Consider the following 26,721-nt stretch of genomic DNA (forward strand, 5'->3'; position numbering starts at 1 on the left):
ATGGTAGTACAATTCAAGCTTCGCATATTGGATGGTGAACTCAATGGCCGCGAACTGATTTTGCCTGAGGGAGTGTTTACTCTGGGGGAGCAGGGGGCTGATGTGCTATTGCCATTACATCAGGGGAAAATATTAACCTTGATAATCAGCGAGAACCAAATAATGCTACAGGTGTCGGGTGTTGTTTGGATTAATGGCTTGCGGCATGATTTACAACAACCCGTTCCTTTACGGCAAGTCATTGAAACAGCGGGTTTAGCATTGGTGCTCGGCGAGGAGAAAGATGTTTTGAGCGGAATAAGAGTGACCCGCCGTTCAGGATCTCGCTTGTTATTATGCTTATCTGTGGCGATATTTATCTTATTAGGCTTGTTATTCTCTTTTATATTTTGGTTTACACAGCAATCGAATCGGCTTTTTTCTTATCTTCCTCCCTCTATCCCAACACAATTATTGGAACAATTAAAAAGGCCCACTTTGGAGGGCGTAAATGCCGCCTGGCTAGCTGATGGCAGTGTTGTATTGAGCGGTCACTGTGCATCATCCCCAGCAGTTATCCAGTTGCAGAATTTTTTGATTTCGAACCATGTGGTATTTCGTAATCAACTAGTTTGTGATGATAGGTTAATTGCCAGTGTCAGTGAGGTATTACACCAGTATGGTTATCAGGATATAGACGTTAAGGCCGGTAAAAAAACAGGATATGTTGCTATCCAGGGTGCTATTGAGATGGGGGCGAAATGGTTAAGTGTTCAGGAAGCATTAGCAACCATTGTAGGTTTAAAAGGTTGGACGGTTATTAATCCTCATGATGGCCAAATCCCACTTCTGATTGATCGTTTCAAAGAATTGGGATTATTAAGTTATCTAACTATGACGCAAAGTAATAAAGAGATCGTTATTAGCGGCGTATTGTCACTCGAGCAGCAGCAACATCTTAGGTTAATGCTAGCGACACTCAGTCAACAACCTGATGTATTTCCAGTCAGATATCAAAATATCCCAGCCTCGGATCAGGCCACTCAACTCCTCCCTGCGGCGATTGTTAGTTATGGTGGAAATAGCCATTCAAAATTTGTGCAACTGGCTAATGGTGTTCGTTTGCAGCAAGGTGCTGTGTTGGGAAATGGTTATAAGGTTATTTTGATTGGAGAGCAGAGTATCTCCCTATTAAAAGCATCTAACTTAGTACAAATACCGATGGATTTTTGAGAATAGGGAATTAATTGATGAGACATATTACGGACCTGGAAGATTGTGTTAAGTATGACTCTTTATCCATTCAGCAGAAAAAGTCGTTGCTAATGAAAGAAAAATCATTAGTTATTCATCAGTTGTCTCTCCAGCAAACACCGGAGAATTATAAGTATCTTAATGATATGTTATTAGCATTGGGTAGTGCAGAAAAAATCATAGAAACCTTAACTCTCCGTTATAAGAAGTAATTCAATTTATTATGCCTATTTTTAAAAGAAATTCAGTGAATATAAAAGACACTGATTAATGAATGAGACAAAATTAATTTAATATCTCATGAATAGATAAGGATATATTATATGAATGATAGTAACCCTATTCAATACATGCTGGGTGATTTGCAGGGGAGGTATAGTAAGTTAGAGTCTGACTTAGATAAACTTAAGGTTTTTCAACAGCATATAAACTTACTGCAACAGCGGGCAGATAATGATAGTCAAGCAAGAGAAGTATTATCACGACTGGATGCCGCTTTTCCTGATGGTTTTAAACAAGAAAAAGCCAAGATGATGGATTGTATTTCTCAGATGAGCATACAGTTTAAACAATTAGAAACACAGCTTAAAAACATGAATGCTACAGAGAATACTCAGTAACGATATTTCCTTAAATATCACTCCGATTGGAGTGAAGGAGCATCTATATGCCAACGAATACTTATATCAATATGCCAAAGTATTTTGCCGCACATGCAGCCAAATCATCTGAAAATGATGTAATTAAACATTCCTCGCCTTATACGGTTAATGATTCTGATGATATCTTTAGTCTGGGATTGAAAGTCTTATACTCATTTCTTGATGTGCTTTCTAATATTGCTAGCTCTAATTTTAAAGAGATGCAGGCGCGCTCAAAATATGCCAGTGATACGCAAGAGATGTCTAACCGTGTTGATGAAGTTATTGCCGAAGCGACAAAAGGGGATGATAAAACCAAAGAGCCGCTACCTGATTCGGTGATTGATTTTATGCGGAAAAATAGCATTACCGTTGATGGAATGAGTATTGATGAGTATTTAAAAAAGAATGGCCCAGAGCTGGATAAAGGGCAATTACAGGCGGTGAAAGCTTCATTAGATAATGAGAAGAGCCGGGCCACGGACACCATGAGCCAGGATCAATTGCAGTTACAGAAAATAATGCAAAGTTATAACGTTTGCTCCAATAACATCAGTACATTGCAGACCGGCTTAAAAGATTTACTGATGACGATTGCTCGAAGTTTCTGCTAACTCAATCGCGAGGGTAAGGATGGTGTGAAATGAGTATTCAACCCAGTGATGAGGTTATTAATTTTATGAGGCGCGGCGGTTCTCTGCGCATGTTAACCAAAATGAACCCACAAGATTTGGCATTGGTATATGAATACACCGTTCAGTTATGCCAGGGAAGGGAATATAACAGTGCCAAGCAGCTATTAAATCTATTAGTGCGACTGGATCATTGGAATTTCTCTTATTGGCTGACGTTGGGGGCGTGTTATCAGCAAACGGCTGATTTCCATCAGGCAATTTATTGCTTTAGTCGTGCGGGACAAATTCAGGTCGATGACCCCCGCCCATCTTGTTCTGCTGCGGAATGTTATGTGGCCTGCAATAACCGAGTTTATGCGGAAAAAGCTTTCCGCATGTCATTGAATTGGTGCCATTCGCACACTGAATGGACTGAAGTGAAACAACGAGCCGAGCGCGGCTTAGCGGCTTTACGGTTGGAGGTATGACATGCCCGATGCGATAGGTGTTAAAGCCACTTTTCTGAATGATTGTGCAATGGTGAATGCGGGTAAAAGCTCGGCTTTATCGCCGGTAAAAATGCCTGACTGGCGCGGTATTGCTGGGTTTCCTCCCTTAATAGATGCCAATACAAACTCGCCCAAAGTGACGCGACAAAATGCCCAAGGCGCACTCGATCGCTTGCTAACATCTTTACCGCGCTCGGGTTCAAATGAAGTGGGCAATAACCGACTTTCGCTTGACCGACTGGGCAGCACGGATATGCAACTCATTATGTCGATGGCCGGAAATCTGAATCTTGGGATTTTCTCTGATTTGTGCAAGTCGATCGGCAAGCAAATGGAACGTGCCACAGATGTGCAGGCTTTCTTGCGCGATAAACGCGTCGCTGAATATCAAAAACAGATTGATAAGGCGATTGAACAGGCAGATAAAGCCAAAAAAGCGGGCATTTTCAATGCCGTATTTGATTGGATTATCGGGGCTGCCGAAGTGGTTTATGGCGCGCTGAAGGTTGTTGAGGGCGTATTAACTGGCGATCCCGTCGCCATTACCTCGGGTGTCGCTTATTTAGCGGCGGGCACAGCAGGTTTGGTTAAAGCTGCAGCAGAAACGGCAATGTTATTGGGTGCATCAAAGGAAAAATGTCAGGAAGTTATTGATGTTGCAGGAAAAGTACAACTTGGCTTTGAATGTTTTGCTATGGCCATTGACCTGTTTCAGGCGGGCCGCGCAATCAATGCTGCCCGTGCGGTGACCCAAGGCGCGGGTGATGTGCTGACAAAGGGCGGCGGCGAAGCACTGACTGATGCTATCAAACGCGGAGCGACTGAAGAAGTTGAGCAGTTGGCTGGGCAGTTCGGTAAAGATGTGAGTCAGCAGGTCAGCCGTAATATCTCAATGAAAGCGATGGAAATAGAAATGGTTGAGGCCTCTAATATGGCGTCGACGGCGGCTAAGCAAGCGGTAAAGGCGGAAATGACTTTGGTGCGTAATATCACTAAATCATTTACCCACGAAGGCATTGAAAAACTGGTGAGTGGGGTGACGAAAAAACTGGCTCAGGATGCAATAAAAAAAGGGGTCACTCTCACCACAGAAGAATTGGGCCGGCAATGTACCAAAGCGATTATGAAAAAATCAATTAAGACCATTTTAAAAGATATTGCCACGTCACCTTTACTGATTATTCAAAAATGCAGTAGTGCGGCAGTACAAATTAATAATGGCCAGTTATCTATTCAGAATTCCGGGTTGCAAAAAGAGATTCAAAAATTAATTCTTGATCAAGATTTCACTCAATTTATGGATGAATGGGTAGAGAAAAATAAACAGCATCAGCTTAAACAACTCAAAGAAACGTCCCAGGATGCGCAAGATACATTGACAAAACTCAATGACAATGTCCGCCAGAATGGCATGTTGCAGGTCAGTATTGCGAGTTCATTGATATAGAGAGGTTATTATGGATATGACAGTAAATCATAAAATAATTTTTCCTGAGCAAAATAAAATTGCTACTGAAAAAGATAATGAAGAAATAGGAAATAAATTTACCTCAGACCTGTCCAATTTCTTGTCAGATTTGTCCAATATCATTTTTCAAATGAATATTTTATTTAAAAAAATGCGTGATTTATTGAATACCTATAATCAAAAGCAACAAATGTTAGGTTGGAATATTCAAGTAAGTTCAATGCAGAATAAGCGGGAAGCTATCGATAAAACAGCGGCTGGTGCCATTGCCAATGGTGTTTGTACTATTCTCTCGGGTGTGGTTAGCGGTGTGGGGGCGGCGGCCAGTTTAAAACTCGGTGATATTGCGACACATAGCGGCTCGGCGCTAGGGCAACTTGGTGCGGGTAGCGGTAAATTAGTTGAAGGAGATATGGCGCGGAATGCTGATTTGCTACGCATGACCAGTGATCTGCAAAGCACTGGTGCACAATCTTATAGTAAAAATATCAGTGAGTTGTCGGATAAGATGAATGAAGCCCGCCAAAACATGAAAGATTTGTGTAATGCCGTAAGCAATATGATGGGCCAAATTTCCATGGCTGTGAAGTTATGATATATGAAATATAACCCATGTAATGCTGAACAATACTTAAGTAATCAAGGCTGCACAGTCAAAATAGCTTACTTTGAAAATAGTGCATTTAAAATGGGTCATGAGTTTTTCCATTATGGCTATCGTGTCATTTACCGGGTTGAGCACAGTGAGTTTATTATTTGCCATCTAGAGGTCATAAATAATGATGGCCAGCCCGGTGATTTTTTAAAATTATTTAATTTATTACATCAATTAGGTATGAGTATTACTGACCTGTCGATAATCAGAATGATGATTGTTGATAATATTGCCAACCCAACTTTGCAGTTAATACGTCGCCGCCTTATTAAGTTGCTCATAGCCAAAGGTGCTTTCAATAAAAATATTGATGGTGATGATTGGTTATTATTTGATGTTAGCTAAGGGGTGATATGAGTGAGGATAATATCGAAAAGTTACAGTCTATTTGCGAAAAAATAAATGTCACATTGACGTGCAAAGGTATTATTAATACACAAATGATGAATGATAGTCAGGATGTTTCTCCTCAGGAGGTGCATACAAGATATGAACGAGGTTATCAGGCCTGGCTGGTGGATAATTATATTGCTGCAATAGAGGAGTTTTCTTGGCTGACATTACATTGCCCGCTAGAACCGCAATTTCATTTGGCTTTGGCGGGTGCCATGCAAATGCAGCAGGAGTTTACATTAGCGCTGAGTGCTTATGCTTGTGCACTACTTTTAGAGGCGCAAGATCCTGAACCAGTCTATCAAATGGCCGTTTGTTTACAGGCCATGGGAAATGGAGCGGATGCCCGAGAAGCATTACAAACTGCCATTGAAATGAGCTATCTTAACTCTGAATATGCTCCGACGGCCGAAAAAGCCAATCAATTATTAAATAGTATCTGAAACAGATAATACAGTTCGTATAAGCCATATTTAAGGTGGATAACTATGAGCCTAATAACTGCATCCGAAATAAATCAGTGTCCAGAGGTCATCTCCACATTTAATTCTATGGAAAAAAGTGTCAATCCGGCATCTGATGATAAAAAACCTATTCTTCTTGCTTTAACTGAATTGATGAAAAAGCTTGAGAATAATGCTATTAAATAGGCAAATATTGGCGTTAATAGATTAGGTGACACTCAAGACTGTGAGCTTGTTGAATTAAAAAGTGCCAGAGTAAAATTAGCTAAGAAACAATTTTTTATTAATGTGATTGAATCGATTATTTCTCTGACTTCGTTTGTTTTCGGGGTTGGGATCAGTATTTGTAGCGGTGGTGTAGCAACCCCTGTTGCTGTTATTGCGGGCTTAAATCTTATGCTCTCACTGTCTAATTTGGCCTGTGCTTATCATAACTGGAGTTGCGCCAGTCAAAATAAAGAAGAACTGACGATGGGCAGCGATGCCATACAACAAGCTGTTTTTATGCTAGCTAGGCATTGCCAGGCATCACCGATAAATGCTAAAAAAATTGCCCGCTTCACTTCGTATTTTATTAGAGCTGGAATTGTGATTTCTCTCGGCGTAATCGGAGGGTTTATCCATCCGGTTATTAATAATAGTTTATGCTTACTCGCTAAAAATTATGCCCCAATATTAACCTCCATGATGAGTGTGGTCGCGGCGGGGGCTTTAGGAACCTGGATGAATCATGACAGTGATGCGAAAGACGCTATTATAACAAAATTGGTCACAACTGAAAAAGAGACTGTCGAAAGCTTAGCCTCTCTTGCGGGGGAGAAGAAGATATTAGCCGCACTTAAAGAGTTCATTAAGTTATCAGGAGAAAGTCAACAGAATATTATTAATGGGATTAAGGTTTAAGACGGATAACCCTGAGCGGTATTATTTGTCACTCTTGTCCAAGGACAATGACACTCGAAGGGATATGATGAAATCAATAAAATTTATTCTATTTCGGCAAGAGGGAATATTACGCATTGAAGGTGTCGGCCATACTGTGCCTGCCGGTAATTTAGTGATTACCGATGAGCAGGCGAGTGTGTCCTCTTTTTCACAAAGTACGTTTATTTCAATATTATGTCATTCTATCGATCTTTTACCGCTATACAAAGATTTAGCCAGTAAGATGGTGCAGCCGAATAAATTCCGCTTACCCCCAAGTGTTTGTGAACGCTATAAGATATTACCTGCTAATAACGATATTATTTGCGCGGCTGAGCAGTTAGTTGATATTGAGCGAAGTGCATCGTTACGATTTCTTTATCTTTATTGTTTAGGTCTGGAGCCGGTGTATTTCTCCAGACTATTAGAATCAATTGTCGGAACTAATAATGAATTATTGGAGTTCTTTGATAAAAACCGCCTCAATCCCTGGACAGTTGCGCGTTATGCCAATGAATTAGGTATTTCGACACGTAAATTGAATTTCCTATTTTATGAAAAGTTCGGGATGTCTGCGAAGCAATGGCTTTTGGAGCAACGGCTGAAAAAAGGGTGCGAGCTGCTGCTATCCACGCGATTACGCGTGGCAGATATTGCCCTGGAGTGTGGTTTTAGTAATCACGCTCATTTCTCTGATAGTTTTCGTCGCCGTTTTCAGCAGTGTCCGTCACATATGCGGTCGCTAATGGAATAGGAGGATTAATGGACATAAACGCATTAGTGAATGGGCTGGCACAAAGCATCAATAAGATTGGTCAGGATTTTCAAAGCCAGATGGCATCCGGTAATCCCTCGGATCCTGAGCATATGCTAAAGATGCAATTTGCTATGCAGCAGTATTCATCTTATATCAATTTCAGCAGTGCTTTGATGAAGGGAATTAAGGATATGACCAGTGGGATTATTGCCAAAATATGATTTTACTTTCAGCTCCTTGTCGCCAGTTAGTGGTGGAGGCCGCATTGGCGGGAGTCAACCACAGCTTGCTGGCAGAGGCTCGCGATATTCTTAACGTATTGCCCCAGTTAATTCCTGAACCTCAAGTGCGTTTAGTCTGTGAGGCAATGCTGTTATTTGGGCTTAATCGCCAAACTGAAGCATTGGCGTTATTGGCGACCTCCTCCTCTCAGGATGCTCAGGGCATGTTGGCTTTGTTGCAACAAGGGATTGCTTGTTCTGCCAAGATGTAAACCTGCGCGATAAACATTTTTATTAAAGCGAGATTATCCGATGGAAATTGATGCTATCAAAGCCGCCGTTAAATTGAATATCCCCTCTCAGCCACCTGCCGACGTCCAGCACATCGCTAAGTTTGCTCAGTTAATGCAGCCGACTGAACCGGCCACGGCCATGATGTCTCCAGACCCATTGTTATCCATGCAGTCTGAATGGATGCATGCCACATTAGCCATTGATTTGACGGCTAAAGTTGCCGGTGTTATCGGGCAAAACATTAATAAATTGGTCAATATGCAATGAAACAGGTGCGGCGCACGGTAGCGCTATTACTGGTCGTGATGTCGCTTTCTGGCTGTGGTATGGAGTTGTATAGCGGGCTGTCGGAAGGGGAAGCTAACCAGATGCTGGCGTTATTGATGTTGCACCAAATCAAAGCGGAAAAACAATCTGAGAAAGGCGGGACGGTCGGGCTGAATGTCGATAAAAGTCAGTTTATTAACGCGGTGGAGCTGCTACGCCAGCATGGTTTTCCTCGCCAGCGCTTTGCCACCGTGGATCAGCTGTTCCCGTCGAATCAGTTGGTGACTTCGCCGGGGCAAGAACAGGCCAAAATGGTCTATTTAAAAGAGCAACAGTTGGAAAGTATGCTGAGCCATATGGATGGGGTGATTCAAGCTGATGTGACCATTGCCATGCCAGCGCCGACAGACGGGAAAAGCAGTGTCCCCCATGCTGCCTCGGTGTTTATAAAATATTCGCCAGAGGTCAATTTACTGAGCTATCAGCCACAAATTAAGAACCTGGTCCGCGATGGTATTCCTGGGATTGATTTTTCACAAATTAGTGTGGTGATGCAGCCCGCTAATTATCGATTCACTGCCCCGGTAACACGGCAACAAAGCCACTCAGAAGCGGCCCTACAATGGCTATTACGTCATGCCGCGACATTACAAATCGTCTTAGGCGCGTTGCTGGTGTTGTTGGTCGGGCTGTCGACCGCCTGCTTATTGCGCTATCTGCGGCGATAAATGGCCGGAGGAAAGGATGATATTGCCGTTAACTCCCGATATTCGTTATTTGCATCAGTTAGCCTGGCGGCCAGCCCAATTTGCCCATCCATTGTGGTTGGCGGCGGCTGGCGTTAACACAGAAAGTTATTGTTATGGCCGCAGCCAATTGCTGGATACCGCGTTGAATGCGGAGCTAAATCGCTTGCGAAACTTTCCTCAACAGGCGCTGCCCGCCGTCTTGAGTCAGCAACAGCAATGTCAAATAGTGGCATCTGAGCGCTTGTCGGCCCGCTGTTTGGCGTTGGGATTGGTTCATTTACAGTGTGATGATTATCTGCGCTTTCGCAGTTACCGGCAGTCACTCTCGCCGCTATTAAGTGAGGACGATATTCAGCAACTTATGGGGATGGGGTATCGCGGCCACCTTCCTGCCAGATTAAATCCACAACAATTGCCCGCTGTTGCTTTGCGGTTGGGGCAGAGTCTTGCTCATGGTGCCCGCGGTGATGATGTGGTGTGGCGGGCAATGTCTATTTCGTTACCTCCGTTAACACGGGCGTTATCTTTGCCGCGGGCGCTATCCCTTTCGGTTGATCATTGGTTAACCCGGTTAGAGCGTTTGTTGTGAATCCTTTTCAGATTCGAGTGGAAAAATTTGATTTTTCACTGCCTCTTGGCGGTGTTATCCCAGCGGCTCAGTTACAGGAAATGGAACAGTGTCGCGATAGGGTGTCAGATGCTCACAGGCAAGCAGCAGACATAGTGCAAAGCGCGCAGGCCGAGAGTGCGCGGCTACTGGCCCAGGCGCAACAACAGGTGGATAAGCTGCTCGAACACACGCGGAGCCAACTGGAAATTGATGTGTTAGCGCAGCATGTCAGCTGGTTAGTGGCGGCAGAGCAACTGGAATCTGTACTGATTACACAGGCTCGGGAGCTTATTTTGGCGGCGATTGCGTCGGTGGTAACTGCTTGGGCCGGGGAGCAAGAGGCGAGCCAGATTCTCATCCACCGCTTGGGGGCGCAAGTCGAGAAAATGGCTCTCGACGATGCGCAGGTGTTGCATGGGCTGATGCTGCGTGTTCATCCCCAGCATTTTTCTGCCGTGGCCTCTGCTTTAGGGGCGCGAGTGCGGTGCATCGCAGATGAAAAAATGGCGTCAGATCAGGCGCAATTAAGCTCGCCGATGTTGCAAATCACACTTTCTCTTCAGCACCATTTATCGCAACTTCTTCAGTGGTTACAGGAATCACCAAAGCAGGAATTCATCTCATCAGGAGCCGAGCATGATAAATGCCCATAATGTGTCCGAAACCCTTGCTGTTCATGGTTCGTCACTCCATGGATCTGAGCTTCATGGCGAAATAACACCCGCGCACTCGATTATGGCGTTAGCCAGCATGGAATTGTTGGAGGTCAGACAAACTGCATTGGAAGAAACCATGGAAGAAATCGGGCTGAGTTTGGGATCCCGATTAAAAGATCAAAAATCTGTCGAAGCTGAGGAACGCAGCCAACGTCGCCAAGAGTTACTGGTGAAGTTAATCTCCCAGTTATCCGGTAGCGCTGATTCTCTGCTACCGCAGAATATCCGGCTGGATATGGATATTTCGTCACTTGCCAGCCAACTCCGCCACGGGGGGCTATCGGTAGGGCAGCAAATCTTGTTGCTGGCCGCGATGCTGGCCTACAGCAAAAATAATCCGTTACGCCGCCGCAGCTTATCGCAATTACTTGAACCGCTATTGGAAGAGGGCGGCTGGGAAATCGAGTTATTTGGTTTGTTCGAACTGGGCAGTCAGGAAAGCCAAGGGCTAGGTGCTATCAAGCAATTGTTCGCACAAAGTATTGAGCAAAATGAGTTGTCCGTTGCAGAGTGGTTTTCGCAGGTTAGCCGCTGGCCGCAGCGCCAGCAACGTGTGCGGGTATTAATGCGCGCGGTGGCATTTGATTTAGCTTCTCAACCGCCCCCTCAACGTGGTGAGCGTCTGGCCGCCACATTGTATCAACTTCGTCGTTTGCTGATGTTTTTAGGGCTGGAAGATCATTGCAATCACATGGGGAGGGCCTGTGGCGTGGCGGGGGATGTGATTCTGCATGAAGTGTTGGCGGTGGTGGGCCAGCCTTGGCTATTTAGCCGTTGGCTACAGCCCCGGATTGAAGTGATTACTGGGCCGGACACCAAGACACGCAATAGATTTATTCGCCGATTTTATGAGTTATTCAACCTTATGCCGGTTGATTGTTTTAATGATCAAGAGCAGCAGCAGCAGGTTTTGGCGGTATTGCTGGAGATGTGATTTTACAATTCAGGCGAATGCCCGATAGTGTGAGAATTGTTGGCTGTTTATTATTTCAATAATGTATATCAATGGGCTTCGGGTGATGGAAATGGATTTAGTCGCGACCCGTAACCTCCAGCTGTTCATCCAAATGGCGGAATTACCTTGCTCGGCAATCACCTCGTGCATGGAATGGCACATAGGGTCGCAGCGAATTTTCCTTGAGTGGCGCAATGCGCGGCTATTACTGACCACGGGCGTGCAACATCGGCATTATCACCATGAGGACTTATTGCTGCTACAGGAATGTTGGCAACTCGAACGTTTTAATGGGGTTCCTCAGCGCATTTACTTATTGAAAATGGGCATGATGGTCAGTTGCTCCCCTCCGGCGTCATCGGGAGCCGAGTGTTGGTATCAGCTTTATCAGCAACAGTGCGCTTTACTCCGCCGCTTGCCAGGAGAATACCGATGAGAGAATCGGCCCTGACACGCGGCCTGATGATGATCGCGGCGCGGCAGGATGTTTTCTTAGCGATCATGTTGCTGGTGGCGATCTTTATGATGATCTTGCCACTGCCCACCGTCATGGTGGATGTGCTGATTGCTGTTAACCTCGCGTTCTCCGTTATCCTGCTGATGATCTCAATTTATCTGCGCGATCCGCTCGAATTCTCGGTTTTCCCGTCGCTGCTACTTATCACCACACTTTATCGGCTGGCACTGACCATCAGCACCACGCGGCTGGTGTTGCTCCAGCACGATGCCGGTGAAATTGTCGAGGCATTCGGTCAGTTTGTGGTTGGGGGCAATCTGGCGGTGGGGTTGATCATTTTTACCATTATCACCGTGGTGCAGTTTATCGTGATTACCAAAGGCTCGGAGCGCGTCGCCGAAGTGAGCGCCCGCTTTTCACTCGACGGCATGCCGGGCAAGCAAATGAGCATTGATGGTGATATGCGAGCCGGGGTGATTGACTCCGCCGAAGCTGGGCGCTTGCGCGAGCGGGTGCAAAAAGAAAGCCGCCTGTTTGGTGCCATGGACGGGGCGATGAAGTTTGTTAAAGGGGATGCCATTGCCGGAATTATTGTCATTCTGGTGAATATTATTGGCGGCATCACTATTGGGGTGCTGCAACATAATATGTCGGCGGAACAGGCGATGACCACTTATGCGGTGTTATCCGTCGGCGATGGTTTATGTGCTCAAATCCCGTCATTACTGATTTCTATCACCGCCGGGATTATTGTTACCCGCGTTCCAGGCAGTGATAAACAGAGCTTGGCCAAAGACTTAGCCGTGCAGGTGGGGCGTCAACCCGATGCTTTGTGGCTGGCGGCAGCCATTTTGACCGTTTTTGCTCTATTACCGGGTTTCCCTTTCCTGATTTTTATCACTTTAGCCGCGCTGGTCGCCACCCCAGCATTTTTACTGTATCGGAAAAAGCAGCAGAGTGCCGGGGCCAGTGCCAGCGGCAAGAATATGCTTTCGTCGGCTAACACCATGACGCCTGGCGCGGTGCCGCTGATGTTGTATTGCGCCCCCAATTTACATTATCCCCATTTGGGGCGGGACATTGATGGCCTGCGCTGGCGCTGGTTTGAGCATCTTGGTGTGCCATTGCCCGAGGTAGTTATCCGCAGTTCTCCGACATTGGCCGAAAATGAGCTGTCAATTCGGGTTTATCAGGAGCAAGTGCTGAAATTGATTTTACCTGCCGATGACTTATTACTGCTCCAGCCCAGTGCGGCACTGGCGACTCGCAGCCAAACTCTGGGCATGAAAATGGGCGCTTTTGAGTGGTTGGCCGCTGAACAAGGGGGGCATGCCAGCACTTTGGGTCTCCCTTATGCGCAAGGGCATCAGCGCATTATTCATTGCTTAACTCGGGTACTTGAACGGCATACCGCCGAGTTTATCGGCGTGCAGGAAACCCGTTATCTGATGGATGCCATGGAAGCGCGTTACGGCGAGTTAGTCAAAGAACTACAGCGCCAAATGCCGGTCGGAAAAGTAGCAGAAATACTGCAACGGCTGGTGGAGGAGGATGTTTCGATCCGCGATTTGCGCACTATTTTTGGCGCGCTGGTGGCGTGGGCGCCCAAAGAGAAAGACATCGTGATGCTGACCGAATATGTCCGTATCGCCTTACGTCGCCATGTGTGTGCCCGATTTAGCAAAAACCAAGCTTGGCTGCCGGTATTGCGGTTGGGGGAAGGGGCTGAAAACCTGATCCGCGAGTCTATCCGCCAGACCTCGGCGGGAACCTATTCTGCTCTGGGAGATAAACACTCGCGGCTAATTCTCGACAAAATAAAAAGCGCATTTGCTGAAAACCCAGATGCGGTGCTACTGACCACCATTGATGTGCGGCGTTTTCTGCGCAAAATTGTTGAGCGGGATATTTTTGCGCTGCCGGTGCTTTCCTGGCAGGAATTGGGCGATGAAATGAATATTAAGGTGGCAAGCACCATCGAGCTTATCGGAGATGAGCTTGATGAAACCGCCTGATATCGCACGATTAAGCACCCAGTTGCAGCAACAATTGCGCTTACCGCCTTGCCCGCCAAGCGGCATGGTGTCTTGCGGGCCGATCTTGGATGTCGGCCCAACACTGTTACGCGCCCATTTACCCGGTGTGGCGCTGGGGGAATTATGCCAAATCGCCTCACCGGATAGGTTGGCTGAAGTGGTCGCCATTGAGCAGCAAACGGCATTGTTATCCCCGTTTTCCTCTTCCGTTGGCTTGCGATGTGGTCAATGGATTTCTCCATTGGGGTATGCGCACCGTGTCAGAGTTGGGGATGATTTGGTCGGGCGGGTATTGGACGGTTTGGGGGAGCCGATGGACGGTGGCTCGCCCCTGAGCGGACATTGGTGTGAATTGGATTGCCCGCCGCCAGACCCACTCACTCGCCAACCCGTCCAGCAAATATTGACCACCGGTATTCGCGCCATTGACGGCGTATTGAGCTGTGGCGAAGGGCAGCGAATGGGGATTTTTGCCGCCGCCGGAGTAGGGAAAAGCAGCTTATTGAGCATGTTATGTGGCGGCTGTTCGGCGGATATTACCGTGTTGGCGCTGATTGGTGAACGCGGCCGAGAAGTGCGGGAATTCCTCGAGCAAGTGCTCACGCCCCAAACTCGCGCCCGCACTGTGGTGGTGGTGGCCACTTCCGATCGCCCCGCGCTGGAGCGGCTAAAAGGTCTTTATACCGCCACCACAGTAGCCGAATATTTCCGTGAGCGCGGGTTGAAAGTGCTGTTAATGGCCGATTCGCTCACCCGCTACGCCAGGGCGGCGCGTGAAATTGGCTTGGCGGCGGGGGAACACCCGGTGATGGGCAGTTTCCCCGCCAGTGTTTTTGCGGCCCTGCCGCGGTTACTTGAGCGGGCGGGTAATAGCGAGCGCGGCAGTATCACGGCTTTTTACACCGTGCTGGTCGAGGGCGATGACATGAATGAGCCGGTGGCCGATGAGGTGCGCTCGCTGTTGGACGGGCACCTTGTTTTATCGCGACAACTGGCGGGGGCCGGGCATTATCCGGCCATTGATATTGCCGCCAGTGTCAGCCGTATCATGCCGCAAATTGTCAGTGCGGAGCATCGGGCATTGGCACAAAAACTGCGCCATCTACAGGCCCGCTATCAGGAAATCGAATTGCTGGTGCGAGTGGGTGAATATCAGGAAGGGCAAGATTTACAAGCCGATGAGGCGCTACAGCGCTACCCGGCTATTTGTGCTTTCTTGCAACAGGAGAATGCATTATTCGCGCGCGAAACCGACACCGCCGGGCTTACTCACACCTTGGCGCAGCTCGCGCAAGCACTGGGTTAAGCCATCCCACATTAGCGATTTTTCTGCGCTTACTGGCATTGCGCCAACACCAAGAGCGCCGATTGCGTCGCCAATTAATAAGTTTGCAGCAAGAAGAGCAACAACAAGAACAGCAATTGGCGCACTTCCATCAAACACGCCAAGGGCTATGTCAGCAATTACAAATACTTGCTCAATGGCGCGGTACGCTGAACCCGACCGAAGCGCGGGATCAAAGAGCTTTGCAGCACCAAACCTATCAGGGGGAGCGGCGGCTGCAAAAATCACTCGCTGAGCTAGCGGCTCGACGGCTGCAACAGCAAGCCGCCATTACAGCACAACTGGCGCTATTACGGACTAATCAGCGCGAGCAGGAAAAATTACGGATGTTAATCAAAGATGAGTCGAATCGATGTTGAAGGTGCAATACCGCCCCTCAGTGAGGGACACTTTAGCGGCGAACCGTCGCAAAATTTAGGTAATGAGAGACAAAAACAGCAATTTTCCCGCTATCTCCCTCTGCGTTCATCTTCCATGCAGGATATGGCCTATGCAATGGCGAACTCGGGTCATGAAAATGTGATGCAGACGGACTACCGCATCGTCAGTGGGGCACTGGCTGGCACTCGGGTTCATGTCAGTCTGGCGGCTCATGGTTTGGTTATTGTGCTCAGTCACGGCAACTGGGGTTTGGCCGAGCGCCTACAGCGCCTGCAATCTCGCTGGCAACAACAACTGCATCAATTGGGCTTCCCTTGCGTGTTGGAGGTGACCCATGATGGCGATATTGTCGGCTGAATTACGCCATATCAGTGCTGTGATTGGGCGTGGGCGTCATTCCAGCGGTGTTTGCGCCACATTGGCGCAGGTCGAGGGCGAGGGTGTTTACCTGCCACTTCACTATGCTGGCAAGTCGTGCGGTTGCTGGCTATCACAGACTTGTTGGAACCACTGGCTAGCAGCTTCATTGGCTACCGATAATCCCCATTTACTGGCGACTGAATTGGTCAGTGCCATGGTTATTTGGGCTGTCAGCCCCTTGTCTGCTGTGCTGCCCGAGTTGGCGATTGATGCCCCCGCGCCAGTGGCGATGACACTTCTGCCCCAATGGGCGGTGGTGTTGGCTTTCGAGCTGGAAGGCCAGTCACTCAGTGGCGTGTTGTTTGACTGGCCTTTGGCGGCGTTAGCTGAAACTTTGTCCGACTGGCACCAAGAGCGGGTTACCGAGCATGGCCTCCAGTGGCAGGCGGAGCTAGTGGTGGGGTGGAGCCGATTATCACTGCATCAATTGCAACAAATCAGGCCGGGGGATGGGGTGCGAATCAACTGTGCCGCTGAATGGGAACAAGGGAATTGTTGGTTATGGCAAAGGGAATTACCGCAGATTCACATCAAACTGGAAGATGGAAACAGAATGACCATTCAACAAGTTAATGACGATATTGACGCCCTGCTCGTGCTGGATATTGCCGCGCTGCCGAAAATGCCACAGGCGGTGCAACTTGAGCAATTACCGCAAATACTGGTCATGGAAATTGGCCGCCTGACATTGCCGCTGAGTGACATCAAACAGTTAGATGTCGGGCAAACATTGGTTTGCCAAACCCACCTTTATGGTGAAGTGAATATCCGGCTACAGGGGCAGCCCGTCGGTAGTGGCAGTTTGTTGTGTTGTGATGGGCAGATGGTGGTGCGTATCGATCAGTGGTTTATCCGGCACACTTGATGCCGCAGCGGTGTTAGCGGCGCTCATGCACCCGAATCACTGACCTGAGTCAGCTCATCGGGATTTATTCACTGGCTGCCTTGCTGCAACACCAATTGTTGTGGATAACAATCGGCACACTTGATGCCGCAGCGACGTTTATTCAGGCCATGACCTGATAGGGGATCGCGGTGAATCGATAAATACTAGGGGCATTCTTCTTCACCCAACAGGCCGATTTTTGCGGAATAGATTATGGAGTTGCTGAATTCGTCCTCTCAATTAATTGTCCTGCTTTTTATCCTGTCATTGCTCCCCTTGTTGATGGTGATGGGGACATCATTTCTTAAGCTATCAATTGTTTTTTCATTGCTGCGTAATGCCCTGGGTGTCCAACAGGTGCCGCCCAATATTGCTATTTATGGTCTGGCGCTGGTGTTAACCATTTTTATTATGGCCCCGGTCGGGTTGGATGTGCATGCTCGCCTCCAGGATGAGCCGCTGCCCAATGATATTGGTGCTTTGCTGCATCATATTGATGAGCGTGCGCTGGGGCCTTACCGCGATTTTTTACAACGGAATACTGATGCGGAACAGATCAATTTCTTCAATGATATTGTCCAAACTAAGTGGCCGGAACGCTATCGCGACACCATCAAATCCCATTCATTACTGATATTAATGCCCGCTTTTACTCTTAGTCAGTTGACCGAGGCATTCAAAATCGGCTTGCTGCTTTACCTGCCCTTTGTGGCGATTGATTTAATTGTCTCCAACATTTTGCTGGCCATGGGGATGATGATGGTTTCGCCCATTACCATTTCACTCCCATTCAAATTATTGATTTTTATACTTATAGATGGTTGGGGGCTACTGCTAGGGCAGTTAGTAGGGTCTTACTTGTGAATTTCCATCAAAGGAAGCAGCAATGAGCACGGCCATTGTGGTTCATCTGGCGACTCAATTGTTATGGATAGTTTTATTACTCTCGATGCCGGTGGTGGTCGTGGCGTCAGTGGTTGGATTAGTGGTTAGCTTGTTACAGGCGTTAACCCAAATACAGGACCAAACATTACAATTCTTGATTAAATTACTGGCTGTATCAGCCACGTTATTGATTACCTATCATTGGATGGGATCGACATTGCTGAATTATACCCAGCAGACCTTTTTGCAGATAACCAGTATGCGGTCTTGATATGCATGATGCTCTACATTGGATAGGGGCTTTGGGGCTGGCGATGATGCGCCCTTACGGTATGTTGCTGATATTACCTCTGTTTACCGCCCGCAGTTTGGGCAGTAGTTTATTGCGTAATAGTGTGGTTTTTGCCATCGCCCTGCCAGTCACTCCGCTGTTTTTTACCACCACATTACTGCATCAGGGTAACCTCACTGGGTGGTTCTGGTTGTTATGCATCGAGCTAATGATTGGGGTGATGATTGGTTTTGTCGCCGCATTGCCTTTTTGGGCGATTGATATGGCGGGCTTCCTGATTGACACCTTACGCGGTGCCACCATGTCGACATTATTTAACCCCAGCATGGGGATGGAGTCCTCCATTTTTGGGGTGTTATTTACACAAATATTGACCGTCCTATTTCTGATTTCAGGCGGGTTTAATCTGGTGCTGTTAGCACTTTATGGCTCCTATGAAATCTTGCCTGCGGGCAGTGGGATTCAGCCCTCATCGGCCATGCTGCAATTTTTGCAAAGTGAATGGCGGCTGATGTATGAACTCTGTCTAAGCTTTGCCTTACCGGCGATGTTGGTAATGGTTTTAGCGGATTTATCTTTAGGATTAATCAATCGCTCATCTCAACAACTGAATGTATTCTTCCTGGCCATGCCGATCAAAAGTGCCTTAGCCCTGCTGTTGTTACTGATCAGTCTGCCTTATGCATTGCATCACTATTTGGTCGGCATTAATCAAACCGAACAAAAAATAAGCACACTTATCCCGCTGATAAAAGGGGATAATAATGAGCGGTGAAAGCAGTGAAAAGAATGAAAAGCCCACAGCTAAACGGCTGAGAGAAGCTCGGGAAAAAGGGCAGGTGATTAAAAGTGTCGAGATAACCTCGGGGATACAGTTGGTGGTGCTGGTGGCTTATTTTTTGCTGGTGGGCGACAGCTTGCTCGAGCAAATCGGCGCTCTTATTCGCAGTTCAATCAAACAATTACAGCAACCCTTCACTTTCGCACTGGCGCGTATTGGGGCAGAGTGCATGGCGGTGGTTATCCACATTATGGGGATATTGGGCGGGGCACTGATCTTAATGACGATAATGGCCGGTATGGCGCAGGTCGGGCCGTTATTAGCGACTAAGGCGGTGGCGTTCAAAGGCGAACACATCAATCCCATCAATAATGCTAAACAGCTTTTTTCATTGCGTAGCCTGTTTGAGTTGACCAAATCATTACTGAAAGTGGGGGTGTTAACCCTAATTTTCGGCTATTTATTAGCGCGATATGCCAGCTCTTTTGGTTATCTGGCCTATTGTGGCAGTCACTGCGCTATTCCAGTATTTGGCACATTAATGAGTTGGCTATTAGGTGCATTGATTGCCTGTTATGGCGTTTTTTCTCTGCTGGATTATAGTTTTCAACGCTATAACACCCTGAAACAACTGAAAATGTCTCATGAAGAGGTCAAGCGAGAATACAAAGACAGCGATGGGGATCCGCATATTAAGCAAAAACGGCGGCAGTTGCAGCAAGAGGTGCAAAGCGGCAGTTTTGCTAAAAATGTTCAGCGCTCCACGGCGGTGGTGCGTAATCCCACCCATTTTGCGGTGTGTCTATTTTATCACCCTGATGATGCCCCGCTTCCGGTCGTGATTGAAAAAGGTAAAGACGAACGAGCGGCATTGATTATCAAATTAGCGCAACAGCAAGGAATTCCTATTGTGGAAAATATTGCGCTGGCACGGGCATTGCACCGCGATGTGGTGTGTGGCGATACCATTCCCGAACCCTTATTTGAGCCGGTGGCGGCTATCTTGCGCTTGGCTTTGTCCCTGGATTATCAATCCTCGGATGAAGATGACCCACTTTGATTCGAAATACTTATCCCTTGCCCAATACTCCCCTTTGAGCAGGATAACTTCTGGTTAACATCTAATTTTCAATACGTCATATCTCCCTTAACCAAATAATTGGCTTATTATAGATAGGTCTATTTCCTCGTCACGGCATATGACCCTCATTTTGTCGGCGACAACACGTATTTTGGAGGTGTCAGTGTGAGCTGGCAGATGTTTAAATCTCAATATTTGGTGCGCTTCTGGGCCCCACTGCCGGCAGTAATCGCCGCAGGTATTTTATCGACTTATTACTTTGGTTTGACGGGCACTTTTTGGGCGGTGACGGGCGAATTCACGCGCTGGGGCGGCCATCTGATGCAACTGTTTGGCGCGCATCCGCAAGAGTGGGGTTATTTTAAAGTTATCGGATTGGAAGGGACGCCATTAGATCGCATCGACGGCATGATGATCATCGGCATGTTTGCCGGATGTATCGCCGCTGCACTGTGGGCTAACAATGTGAAATTGCGAAAGCCCCAGCATAATATTCGCATTGCTCAAGCGCTGGTGGGCGGCATTATCGCCGGTTTTGGTGCGCGCTTAGCAATGGGCTGTAATCTGGCGGCTTTCTTTACCGGCATTCCACAGTTTTCACTGCACGCCTGGTTCTTCGCGCTCGCGACGGCAGCAGGCTCCTATTTTGGTGCCAAATTCACTTTGTTGCCGCTGTTTCGTATTCCGGTGAAATTGCAAAAAGTGACATCAGCCTCGCCGCTGACTCAGCATCCCGCCAGGGCTGCACGACGTTTTCGTCTCGGCATGGTGGTGTTTGTTCTGGCGTTGGGCTGGTCATTGATTGAGCTATTCCGCCACCCGAAACTGGGCATCGCCATGCTATGTGGCATTGGTTTTGGCTTGCTGATTGAACGGGCGCAGATTTGCTTTACCTCGGCATTCCGTGATCTGTGGATCACCGGGCGCACTCACATGGCGAAGGCGATTATTCTGGGGATGGCGGTCAGTGCTATTGGGATATTCAGTTATGTCCAACTGGGGGTTGCGCCCAAGATTTTGTGGGCAGGGCCAAATGCGGTGATCGGAGGGTTACTGTTTGGTTTTGGTATCGTGCTCGCCGGTGGTTGTGAAACGGGCTGGATGTATCGCGCGGTAGAAGGGCAAATTCACTATTGGTGGGTGGGGCTGGGGAATATTATTGGCGCGACTATTTTGGCGTATTATTGGGACGATTTTGCCCCAGCATTGGCAACCAATTATGACAAAGTTAACCTGCTGGAAACTTTCGGGCCGATCGGCGGATTGCTGGTGACTTACCTGATGTTAGCCATCGCGTTTGCCGCCATGCTGTGGTGGGAAAAACGCTTCTTCCGCCAACAGAAAGCTGCCGCATCCACTTTGGTTAAGGAGCCATCATGAGCCACTCTTCATCAGTTGATAATTTAGCCATTGATAGTTCAGCAATCCCAACCGCTATCGTGCCGGATTACCGGTTGGATATGGTGGGCGAACCCTGCCCATACCCGGCGGTCGCGACGCTCGAAGCTATGCCGCAACTGAAACCGGGTGAAATTCTGGAAGTGATCAGCGACTGCCCACAATCCATTAATAATATTCCGTTAGATGCCCGAAATTACGGCTATACAGTATTGGATATTCAGCAAGATGGCCCGACCATCCGCTATTTGATCCAGCGCTGAAGTGGGCGTAAGTAAAAACAGTGCGTTAGCTGCTTAATGGTTAGGGCGCAATCCGAAAGTATTTAGTCTCAGCCCGGCGAAATAAGTCATTCAGGGGCCATAAGTTTTATCGTATTGATATTGCTTATGGCCCACTCTCTATTAATTATCCGGTTAATTCGCGGTCGGTATGCTTTTGGTCGGCGCTGCCATTGCCAGAGACACCCCTGAGGCCCGCAGCCGTTTTAATATGCTGAATAACAACTCACTTTTGGTGTTACTGACCATTCGTGGGCTGGGGACTAAACCGGTGACACTGAGCACAATGCCATCTGGGCTTAACTGGCTAAATTTCACTGATGGGGCCGGGGTGTCGAGTATCGATTCGTGTTCTTCATACGCCTCTATCAACAGCGCTTGCGCCAGTTCAATATCTAAATCTAGCGGGAATGTCAGGGCAATGGTCACCACCCCTTGCGCATTAGCCATAGTCGCATTGCGGACATTCTGCGAAATCAATTGAGAGTTGGGCACGATAACCGTCGAGCGGTCACTGAGTTGGATTTCTGTGGCACGGACATTGATGCGCCGAATATCCCCCTCAACCCCACTAATACTGATTAAATCTCCCACTTTGACCGGCCGTTCGGTGAGCAGAATAATGCCGGAAATAAAGTTTTTCACAATCTCCTGCAAGCCAAAGCCGATACCGACTGATAATGCACTGACAATCCAGGCTAATTTATTCCACTGAATACCGAGCACCGATAAGGTCAGCAGTATCACCAGCACATAACCGATATTACTGAACAGGGTGATTGCCGAGGTTTTTATACCGGAATCCATTTGAGTTTTCGGCAGGAATTCAGTACTTAGCCAACGCCGTGCTGCTTTGAGCACATATAACCCAACCAGCAAACAAATAACCGCATTAAGCAAATTGGTTGGCACGATATTAAGTTTTTCCAACCCCTCGCCACCCAAGAGCTCCATAGTCTTTTGCAGCAGTGAAACCGGGGTTGTCGAGCCAAAAGTGCCATTAAACAGCGCGATAATAGCCAGTAATATCAGCGTCACTTTGCTGGTCGCTGATAATAATGTTGCCGCTTGCGCCAAATGGCGATCGTCAATATTGAGCGACTGCTTAATCGCTTTGCCGGCACTGCTGGTGGGGGAAAAGAGACTTTCTGCTAAATCGACACAAAGATGGGTCAGTAAATATAAACAGGCCAGCACCAGGCAAACCCATACCAGTTTGTAACTTAAAAATTTCGCCAGTGCGATATATCCCACCAACAATGACAATAATATGGCTACTGCAGTAATGCCGATGGCCAAGTGAATTAATCCGGCCAGAGTGGAATAAGCTTCCGGCTTTTCACCATTGACTATCAGCTGGCGGCGTATTCGGTTGGCGCGTAATGGGATAATCGCGGCAGTCAGCGCCATCAGCAGGGCCGAGATACCATTGCCAAAAATTGTCCCTGATACGCTGATATTGATCATGTTATTCATCTGATCAATAGCACCAAAAATCATGATGCAACTGGCTAATAACGGAGGAAACAGCTTGAGAGACGCGGCGACTTCATCGGCAATGGCGGGTAGCCGCCATGAGGGACGCTGATTGGATAAAAACGCGCGGCCAAGACCCGCGACCAACGCGGAGAAAAACATCAGTTGAACAAATGCCAGTGCAAAATTCATCACCAGCGGTGAGACATCCGGCGTGCGGGTGAATACCTGGGTGATACATTGCGCTATCGTGACGGTAATCAGCACCGTGTATAAAGTGGTGGCTGAGGCCATAAAACTGCGGCGTAGTGGGCCTTGGGGCAAGCACTTGGCACAAAACCAGGCCGTCAGTTTGTCGAGGATCTTAAAGCCAAATGCGCCGATCAACAGGGTCAGCAACAGGTACATTACCGTGCCCGTGCGCCATTCCGGCTCCCAAGCAGCATGCCAGGCATCCGCCAGTTCTTGCACAAAACCTTTCAACCGCTGGTCATCGTCGGCATTGGGATTGACGATAGGCGCCCAGAATTTAGCCCCTAAGATGCTGCCGGAATTTAAGGCAATTTGTGATTTCAGCGCAGTTCGCCGTAACGCAACAATCTGTGCAGCCAAGTTCTCTGCGTTGACTTTGATGGCCTGAGCTTGATCATTCTGGCCCTCTAACTGGACTTTTCGGGTGTTTAGCGCACGGCGTTGTTGAGCGACTATCGGAGTTTCAGCCAGTGTTCCTGCGGCTGGCGGTGGGCCTAAAACATCCAACTGTGTTTGCAGTTGTTCCCGCTTGGGCTTCAAATCGGCTAGCAGAATGTCGACATCCTGAACCAGTGTCAATGCTGTTTCATTCAGCGTACTTAACTGATTGTCCGATGTACTGACTGACACACTCTGTTTGAGTTTATCTAACTGTTTTTGCAAGCTAATTAATTGAACTGATACCGCAGGTTTTACCGGTTCCTCACTGCCTTCCGTTGTAGTGTCTGATACTGTCGCCGCAAAGGTTATAGTTGAAGTCGCGATAAGTGACGCGCAAAAAAGTGTGAATAACAGACAGAGTAGGGGGTTATATCGATGTAAAACAAAGTACCCATTCTTTTTCATAAAACCGGTCAGCCCGAAAGTGAGTGTCACAATGAACCCATTTATTAATGCAGTGGTGCCTGCTTGACAGTTATTGTGACACACCTTGCGAGTTACTGAATAATCTTACTCCGATAATTACTCACCTAAACCAATCATTAAAGATAATAATTATCATTGTAATTAGCACTCTCATTTAATAAATTGTGCGCTGCATTTATGGATTCACGATATGTGGCGGCTAGGCAAGGGGTTCGCCAGGTGAAAATAGCAATGGAAGCTGATAAATAACCATCTATTTTATCTGGGGAAGATAACTATGTTTTCGGCTTTTATAATAAAGCGTTCTGCTATTTTATGTTCATTGGCTATTTTTATTCCATTAGCCGTTATTGCTGACGATGCGATAGAAGTGACGGCTAAAGCAGGCCACGAAGCCGATTTACCCACCTTGGGTTACACCGCAAAAACCACTAAGGGGGCAACTAAAACCGATCAGCCGTTAATTCTTACCGCACAAACGGTATCTGTAGTTACCCGCCAACAAATGGAAGATCAAAATGTTGCCACGCTGAACCAGGCGCTGAATTATACCCCAGGTGTTTTCACCGGTTTTTCCGGCGGCGCAACCCGCTATGACACTATTGCCTTGCGGGGTTTCCATGGCGGCGATGTGAATAATACCTTTCTCGATGGCCTGCGTTTACTCAGTGATGGCGGCAGTTTTAACGTGTTGCAGATTGACCCGTGGTTCCTTGAGCGTGTTGATGTTATCAAAGGCCCCTCTTCTGCATTATATGGTCAGAGCATTCCCGGCGGTGTGGTGATGATGACTTCTAAGCGCCCGCAGTTTACCTCGGAAGGTCATTTCCGCCTGACGGGCGGTAATAACAATACGCAAGTTGCGGCATTTGATTATACCGATGCAATATCCGAGCATTGGGCGTTTCGCCTGACCGGGATAACCCGCAACAGTGACACCATGTATGACCATCAGCGCGAAGAGCGCTATGCGATCGCGCCGTCATTATTGTGGCAGCCAGATGAAAATACTTCATTGTTACTGCGCGCCAATTTGCAAAAAGACCCTTCCGGTGGCTATCACAGTGCCGTGCCGGCGGATGGCAGCATTTATGGGCGGAAACTAAGCCGTGGTTTCTTTGATGGCGAAAGCAATCACAACGTGTTTAAGCGCTGGCAGCAAATCTATAGCACTGAATTTTCACATAAATTTGATAATGTTTGGTCTTTCCACCAAAACGCCAGCTATACCCATTCTAATTCTCAACTAGAGCAGGTTTATCAAGGGGGATGGAGTAAAGTTGACCCTAGCGTGATGAACCGCTATTACTCCGGTGAAGAGTCTTCACTCAATGCATTTGCGGTAGATAACCAACTGGCAGCGGATTTTGCCACTGCGGCAGTGGAACACAAGGTGATGCTGGGGCTGGATTTCCAGAAGTTCCGCAATAATCTGCGCAGTGACAGTGCTTATGCCACCACATTGAACCCTTACACCGGTGTTTCTGGCGGCAGTACCTTGTATCGTGATGACTTATTGACCACTCCCGGCATTAATTCATCCTATTTAAATCGCCGCTATGAGCAGAGTGGGGTTTATCTGCAAGATGAAATGACGTTGGATAACTGGCATTTGAACTTATCTGGCCGTTATGACCGGATGAAAACAGAAAATATTGATAAGACTGCCAACAGTACCGATGAGCGCACGGATAATCACGCCAGCGGACGTGCTTCATTATTGTATGGTTTTGATAGTGGTATTTCGCCGTATGTGAGTTACAGCCAAGCGGTCACACCAAGTTTATTCCCAGATGCACAGCAAAAACTGTTGAAACCGATGACCAGCGAGCAGTATGAAGTGGGGATTAAATATCAGCCGCCGGGCAGCTCTTCACTCTATTCCGCCGCTTTATATGACCTGACCCAAAATGATGTGGCAAACCGCGCAGTACCGGCCGCTTATTATGTGCCAGCCGGTAAAGTGAATTCACAGGGGCTGGAGCTGGAGGCCAGAAGCCGGATTAATGATCGGCTAAGTGTGATTGCGGGCTATACCTATAACCGAGTGAAATTCAAAGATGCAATTGATGGTAATGATGGCAATACACCAGTATTAGCGCCGTCCAATATGGCATCACTGTGGGCGCAGTATGAAGCGGGTTATGGCATCAATGTGGGTGCGGGCATCCGTTACATTGGCAAGCAGTGGGCTGATGATGCCAATACCTTGCGCGTCCCTTCTTATACACTGGGTGACGCCTCGGTTCGTGCGGATTTAGGAACATGGGCAACTTCATTGAAAGGCGCATTTGTTCAATTGAATGTGAATAATATCGCAGACAAAAAATATGTCGCCGCCTGTTACAACACTTCTTATTGCTACTGGGGCGCAGAGCGTTCAGTACAAGCAACAGTGGGCTACGACTTCTAA

General features: G+C 47.6%; 33 protein-coding genes. 32 read left to right on the forward strand and 1 reads right to left on the reverse strand.

The window, feature by feature from the left end; genetic code table 11:
• From sctD to yedF, 31 genes are all read left to right on the forward strand, one after another.
• A complete protein-coding gene (gene sctD, locus DXZ79_RS01530; RefSeq protein ID WP_120011005.1) occupies window positions 1-1,212 on the forward strand; it encodes a type III secretion system inner membrane ring subunit SctD in 1,212 nt (403 codons plus the stop codon).
• A 17-nt stretch (window positions 1,213-1,229) separates the two neighbouring features.
• A complete protein-coding gene (locus tag DXZ79_RS01535; RefSeq protein WP_120011006.1) occupies window positions 1,230-1,445 on the forward strand; it encodes an EscE/YscE/SsaE family type III secretion system needle protein co-chaperone in 216 nt (71 codons plus the stop codon).
• A 111-nt stretch (window positions 1,446-1,556) separates the two neighbouring features.
• Window positions 1,557-1,853: a chromosome partitioning protein ParA gene (locus tag DXZ79_RS01540; protein WP_038637069.1), complete on the forward strand. Its 297-nt coding sequence runs from the start codon at window positions 1,557-1,559 to the stop codon at window positions 1,851-1,853.
• A 47-nt stretch (window positions 1,854-1,900) separates the two neighbouring features.
• Window positions 1,901-2,488, forward strand: a complete 588-nt coding sequence (gene sseB / locus DXZ79_RS01545; protein ID WP_050291530.1) for a type III secretion system translocon protein SseB — start codon at window positions 1,901-1,903, stop codon at window positions 2,486-2,488.
• Between the two features lie 29 nt (window positions 2,489-2,517).
• Complete coding sequence (locus DXZ79_RS01550; RefSeq protein WP_038637067.1) at window positions 2,518-2,976, forward strand: SycD/LcrH family type III secretion system chaperone; 459 nt, start codon at window positions 2,518-2,520, stop codon at window positions 2,974-2,976.
• Window positions 2,977-3,025: 49 nt separating this feature from the next.
• Window positions 3,026-4,444: a type III secretion system translocon subunit SseC family protein gene (sctE, locus tag DXZ79_RS01555; protein WP_315850458.1), complete on the forward strand. Its 1,419-nt coding sequence runs from the start codon at window positions 3,026-3,028 to the stop codon at window positions 4,442-4,444.
• Window positions 4,445-4,454: 10 nt separating this feature from the next.
• On the forward strand, window positions 4,455-5,060 hold the full coding sequence (sseD, locus tag DXZ79_RS01560) for a type III secretion system translocon protein SseD (RefSeq protein WP_038637063.1): 606 nt from the start codon (window positions 4,455-4,457) through the stop codon (window positions 5,058-5,060).
• A 3-nt stretch (window positions 5,061-5,063) separates the two neighbouring features.
• Entirely contained in the window at window positions 5,064-5,465 is a 402-nt protein-coding gene (gene sseE / locus DXZ79_RS01565; RefSeq protein WP_038637061.1) for a type III secretion system effector protein SseE, read from the forward strand.
• Between the two features lie 8 nt (window positions 5,466-5,473).
• Window positions 5,474-5,956: a tetratricopeptide repeat protein gene (locus DXZ79_RS01570; RefSeq protein WP_038637059.1), complete on the forward strand. Its 483-nt coding sequence runs from the start codon at window positions 5,474-5,476 to the stop codon at window positions 5,954-5,956.
• Window positions 5,957-6,001: 45 nt separating this feature from the next.
• On the forward strand, window positions 6,002-6,163 hold the full coding sequence (locus DXZ79_RS20620; protein ID WP_162928712.1) for a hypothetical protein: 162 nt from the start codon (window positions 6,002-6,004) through the stop codon (window positions 6,161-6,163).
• Window positions 6,164-6,265: 102 nt separating this feature from the next.
• Complete coding sequence (locus DXZ79_RS01575) at window positions 6,266-6,880, forward strand: hypothetical protein (RefSeq protein WP_244942308.1); 615 nt, start codon at window positions 6,266-6,268, stop codon at window positions 6,878-6,880.
• Window positions 6,881-6,947: 67 nt separating this feature from the next.
• A complete protein-coding gene (locus tag DXZ79_RS01580; protein ID WP_038637055.1) occupies window positions 6,948-7,655 on the forward strand; it encodes a helix-turn-helix domain-containing protein in 708 nt (235 codons plus the stop codon).
• 8 nt (window positions 7,656-7,663) lie between these two features.
• On the forward strand, window positions 7,664-7,879 hold the full coding sequence (sctF, locus tag DXZ79_RS01585; RefSeq protein ID WP_032820403.1) for a type III secretion system needle filament subunit SctF: 216 nt from the start codon (window positions 7,664-7,666) through the stop codon (window positions 7,877-7,879).
• The gene (locus DXZ79_RS01590) at window positions 7,876-8,151 is read left to right on the forward strand and encodes an EscG/YscG/SsaH family type III secretion system needle protein co-chaperone (protein ID WP_038637053.1); all 276 of its coding nucleotides are present in this window, start codon (window positions 7,876-7,878) and stop codon (window positions 8,149-8,151) included. The genes sctF and DXZ79_RS01590 overlap by 4 nt, the downstream gene beginning before the upstream one ends.
• Window positions 8,152-8,191: 40 nt before the next feature.
• Entirely contained in the window at window positions 8,192-8,440 is a 249-nt protein-coding gene (gene sctI / locus DXZ79_RS01595) for a type III secretion system inner rod subunit SctI (RefSeq protein WP_038637051.1), read from the forward strand.
• Window positions 8,437-9,168: an EscJ/YscJ/HrcJ family type III secretion inner membrane ring protein SsaJ gene (gene ssaJ / locus DXZ79_RS01600; RefSeq protein ID WP_038637049.1), complete on the forward strand. Its 732-nt coding sequence runs from the start codon at window positions 8,437-8,439 to the stop codon at window positions 9,166-9,168. Before sctI ends, ssaJ begins: the two co-directional genes overlap by 4 nt.
• A gap of 16 nt (window positions 9,169-9,184) precedes the next feature.
• Window positions 9,185-9,778, forward strand: coding sequence for a type III secretion system domain-containing protein (locus tag DXZ79_RS01605; RefSeq protein ID WP_038637047.1), 594 nt, complete (start codon window positions 9,185-9,187; stop codon window positions 9,776-9,778).
• Window positions 9,775-10,452, forward strand: coding sequence for a type III secretion system stator protein SctL (gene sctL, locus DXZ79_RS01610; RefSeq protein WP_042562533.1), 678 nt, complete (start codon window positions 9,775-9,777; stop codon window positions 10,450-10,452). The genes DXZ79_RS01605 and sctL overlap by 4 nt, the downstream gene beginning before the upstream one ends.
• Window positions 10,436-11,449, forward strand: coding sequence for a TyeA family type III secretion system gatekeeper subunit (locus tag DXZ79_RS01615; RefSeq protein ID WP_038637045.1), 1,014 nt, complete (start codon window positions 10,436-10,438; stop codon window positions 11,447-11,449). The genes sctL and DXZ79_RS01615 overlap by 17 nt, the downstream gene beginning before the upstream one ends.
• A gap of 85 nt (window positions 11,450-11,534) precedes the next feature.
• Entirely contained in the window at window positions 11,535-11,906 is a 372-nt protein-coding gene (locus DXZ79_RS01620) for a type III secretion system protein (protein ID WP_162928713.1), read from the forward strand.
• Complete coding sequence (locus DXZ79_RS01625; protein ID WP_038637041.1) at window positions 11,903-13,942, forward strand: EscV/YscV/HrcV family type III secretion system export apparatus protein; 2,040 nt, start codon at window positions 11,903-11,905, stop codon at window positions 13,940-13,942. Before DXZ79_RS01620 ends, DXZ79_RS01625 begins: the two co-directional genes overlap by 4 nt.
• The gene (locus DXZ79_RS01630) at window positions 13,929-15,269 is read left to right on the forward strand and encodes an EscN/YscN/HrcN family type III secretion system ATPase (RefSeq protein ID WP_050291532.1); all 1,341 of its coding nucleotides are present in this window, start codon (window positions 13,929-13,931) and stop codon (window positions 15,267-15,269) included. Before DXZ79_RS01625 ends, DXZ79_RS01630 begins: the two co-directional genes overlap by 14 nt.
• Window positions 15,270-15,292: 23 nt before the next feature.
• Window positions 15,293-15,667, forward strand: coding sequence for a hypothetical protein (locus tag DXZ79_RS01635; RefSeq protein ID WP_042562661.1), 375 nt, complete (start codon window positions 15,293-15,295; stop codon window positions 15,665-15,667).
• Window positions 15,648-16,046, forward strand: a complete 399-nt coding sequence (locus tag DXZ79_RS01640; protein WP_038637039.1) for a hypothetical protein — start codon at window positions 15,648-15,650, stop codon at window positions 16,044-16,046. The genes DXZ79_RS01635 and DXZ79_RS01640 overlap by 20 nt, the downstream gene beginning before the upstream one ends.
• Window positions 16,024-16,974 (forward strand): YscQ/HrcQ family type III secretion apparatus protein, encoded by a 951-nt coding sequence (locus DXZ79_RS01645; RefSeq protein ID WP_120011007.1) that lies wholly within the window; start codon window positions 16,024-16,026, stop codon window positions 16,972-16,974. Before DXZ79_RS01640 ends, DXZ79_RS01645 begins: the two co-directional genes overlap by 23 nt.
• 234 nt (window positions 16,975-17,208) lie before the next feature.
• Window positions 17,209-17,859 carry a type III secretion system export apparatus subunit SctR gene (gene sctR, locus DXZ79_RS01650; protein WP_038637034.1) on the forward strand — a complete coding sequence of 217 codons (651 nt, stop codon included), beginning with the start codon at window positions 17,209-17,211 and terminating at the stop codon, window positions 17,857-17,859.
• 22 nt (window positions 17,860-17,881) lie between these two features.
• A complete protein-coding gene (locus tag DXZ79_RS01655) occupies window positions 17,882-18,151 on the forward strand; it encodes an EscS/YscS/HrcS family type III secretion system export apparatus protein (RefSeq protein WP_004391785.1) in 270 nt (89 codons plus the stop codon).
• A gap of 1 nt (window position 18,152) precedes the next feature.
• Window positions 18,153-18,947, forward strand: a complete 795-nt coding sequence (locus DXZ79_RS01660) for an EscT/YscT/HrcT family type III secretion system export apparatus protein (RefSeq protein ID WP_038637032.1) — start codon at window positions 18,153-18,155, stop codon at window positions 18,945-18,947.
• Window positions 18,937-20,013 (forward strand): EscU/YscU/HrcU family type III secretion system export apparatus switch protein, encoded by a 1,077-nt coding sequence (locus DXZ79_RS01665; RefSeq protein WP_038637030.1) that lies wholly within the window; start codon window positions 18,937-18,939, stop codon window positions 20,011-20,013. The genes DXZ79_RS01660 and DXZ79_RS01665 overlap by 11 nt, the downstream gene beginning before the upstream one ends.
• A gap of 186 nt (window positions 20,014-20,199) precedes the next feature.
• Window positions 20,200-21,414, forward strand: coding sequence for a selenium metabolism membrane protein YedE/FdhT (yedE, locus tag DXZ79_RS01670; protein WP_038637029.1), 1,215 nt, complete (start codon window positions 20,200-20,202; stop codon window positions 21,412-21,414).
• Window positions 21,411-21,695: a sulfurtransferase-like selenium metabolism protein YedF gene (yedF, locus tag DXZ79_RS01675; protein WP_042562535.1), complete on the forward strand. Its 285-nt coding sequence runs from the start codon at window positions 21,411-21,413 to the stop codon at window positions 21,693-21,695. Before yedE ends, yedF begins: the two co-directional genes overlap by 4 nt.
• A 153-nt stretch (window positions 21,696-21,848) precedes the next feature.
• Here the strand turns inward: yedF and DXZ79_RS01680 are convergent, their stop codons facing one another.
• Window positions 21,849-24,317: a DUF3772 domain-containing protein gene (locus DXZ79_RS01680; protein ID WP_162928714.1), complete on the reverse strand. Its 2,469-nt coding sequence runs from the start codon at window positions 24,315-24,317 to the stop codon at window positions 21,849-21,851.
• Between the two features lie 268 nt (window positions 24,318-24,585).
• Between DXZ79_RS01680 and DXZ79_RS01685 the strand changes: the two genes are divergently transcribed.
• On the forward strand, window positions 24,586-26,721 hold the full coding sequence (locus tag DXZ79_RS01685) for a TonB-dependent siderophore receptor (RefSeq protein WP_120011009.1): 2,136 nt from the start codon (window positions 24,586-24,588) through the stop codon (window positions 26,719-26,721).

This window comes from Yersinia rochesterensis, assembly GCF_003600645.1.
In the GTDB taxonomy this organism is placed as follows: Bacteria; Pseudomonadota; Gammaproteobacteria; order Enterobacterales; family Enterobacteriaceae; genus Yersinia; species Yersinia rochesterensis.

Bases quoted from the DNA above. Each gene is read 5' to 3' on its own strand.
- sctD (WP_120011005.1), top strand. From the start codon at position 1: ATGGTAGTACAATTCAAGCTTCGCATATTGGATGGTGAACTCAATGGC.
- DXZ79_RS01535 (WP_120011006.1), top strand. From the start codon at position 1,230: ATGAGACATATTACGGACCTGGAAGATTGTGTTAAGTATGACTCTTTA.
- DXZ79_RS01540 (WP_038637069.1), top strand. From the start codon at position 1,557: ATGAATGATAGTAACCCTATTCAATACATGCTGGGTGATTTGCAGGGG.
- sseB (WP_050291530.1), top strand. From the start codon at position 1,901: ATGCCAACGAATACTTATATCAATATGCCAAAGTATTTTGCCGCACAT.
- DXZ79_RS01550 (WP_038637067.1), top strand. From the start codon at position 2,518: ATGAGTATTCAACCCAGTGATGAGGTTATTAATTTTATGAGGCGCGGC.
- sctE (WP_315850458.1), top strand. From the start codon at position 3,026: ATGGTGAATGCGGGTAAAAGCTCGGCTTTATCGCCGGTAAAAATGCCT.
- sseD (WP_038637063.1), top strand. From the start codon at position 4,455: ATGGATATGACAGTAAATCATAAAATAATTTTTCCTGAGCAAAATAAA.
- sseE (WP_038637061.1), top strand. From the start codon at position 5,064: ATGAAATATAACCCATGTAATGCTGAACAATACTTAAGTAATCAAGGC.
- DXZ79_RS01570 (WP_038637059.1), top strand. From the start codon at position 5,474: ATGAGTGAGGATAATATCGAAAAGTTACAGTCTATTTGCGAAAAAATA.
- DXZ79_RS20620 (WP_162928712.1), top strand. From the start codon at position 6,002: ATGAGCCTAATAACTGCATCCGAAATAAATCAGTGTCCAGAGGTCATC.
- DXZ79_RS01580 (WP_038637055.1), top strand. From the start codon at position 6,948: ATGAAATCAATAAAATTTATTCTATTTCGGCAAGAGGGAATATTACGC.
- sctF (WP_032820403.1), top strand. From the start codon at position 7,664: ATGGACATAAACGCATTAGTGAATGGGCTGGCACAAAGCATCAATAAG.
- DXZ79_RS01590 (WP_038637053.1), top strand. From the start codon at position 7,876: ATGATTTTACTTTCAGCTCCTTGTCGCCAGTTAGTGGTGGAGGCCGCA.
- sctI (WP_038637051.1), top strand. From the start codon at position 8,192: ATGGAAATTGATGCTATCAAAGCCGCCGTTAAATTGAATATCCCCTCT.
- ssaJ (WP_038637049.1), top strand. From the start codon at position 8,437: ATGAAACAGGTGCGGCGCACGGTAGCGCTATTACTGGTCGTGATGTCG.
- DXZ79_RS01605 (WP_038637047.1), top strand. From the start codon at position 9,185: ATGATATTGCCGTTAACTCCCGATATTCGTTATTTGCATCAGTTAGCC.
- DXZ79_RS01615 (WP_038637045.1), top strand. From the start codon at position 10,436: ATGATAAATGCCCATAATGTGTCCGAAACCCTTGCTGTTCATGGTTCG.
- DXZ79_RS01620 (WP_162928713.1), top strand. From the start codon at position 11,535: ATGGAAATGGATTTAGTCGCGACCCGTAACCTCCAGCTGTTCATCCAA.
- DXZ79_RS01625 (WP_038637041.1), top strand. From the start codon at position 11,903: ATGAGAGAATCGGCCCTGACACGCGGCCTGATGATGATCGCGGCGCGG.
- DXZ79_RS01630 (WP_050291532.1), top strand. From the start codon at position 13,929: ATGAAACCGCCTGATATCGCACGATTAAGCACCCAGTTGCAGCAACAA.
- DXZ79_RS01640 (WP_038637039.1), top strand. From the start codon at position 15,648: ATGAGTCGAATCGATGTTGAAGGTGCAATACCGCCCCTCAGTGAGGGA.
- DXZ79_RS01645 (WP_120011007.1), top strand. From the start codon at position 16,024: ATGATGGCGATATTGTCGGCTGAATTACGCCATATCAGTGCTGTGATT.
- sctR (WP_038637034.1), top strand. From the start codon at position 17,209: ATGGAGTTGCTGAATTCGTCCTCTCAATTAATTGTCCTGCTTTTTATC.
- DXZ79_RS01655 (WP_004391785.1), top strand. From the start codon at position 17,882: ATGAGCACGGCCATTGTGGTTCATCTGGCGACTCAATTGTTATGGATA.
- DXZ79_RS01660 (WP_038637032.1), top strand. From the start codon at position 18,153: ATGCATGATGCTCTACATTGGATAGGGGCTTTGGGGCTGGCGATGATG.
- DXZ79_RS01665 (WP_038637030.1), top strand. From the start codon at position 18,937: ATGAGCGGTGAAAGCAGTGAAAAGAATGAAAAGCCCACAGCTAAACGG.
- yedF (WP_042562535.1), top strand. From the start codon at position 21,411: ATGAGCCACTCTTCATCAGTTGATAATTTAGCCATTGATAGTTCAGCA.
- DXZ79_RS01685 (WP_120011009.1), top strand. From the start codon at position 24,586: ATGTTTTCGGCTTTTATAATAAAGCGTTCTGCTATTTTATGTTCATTG.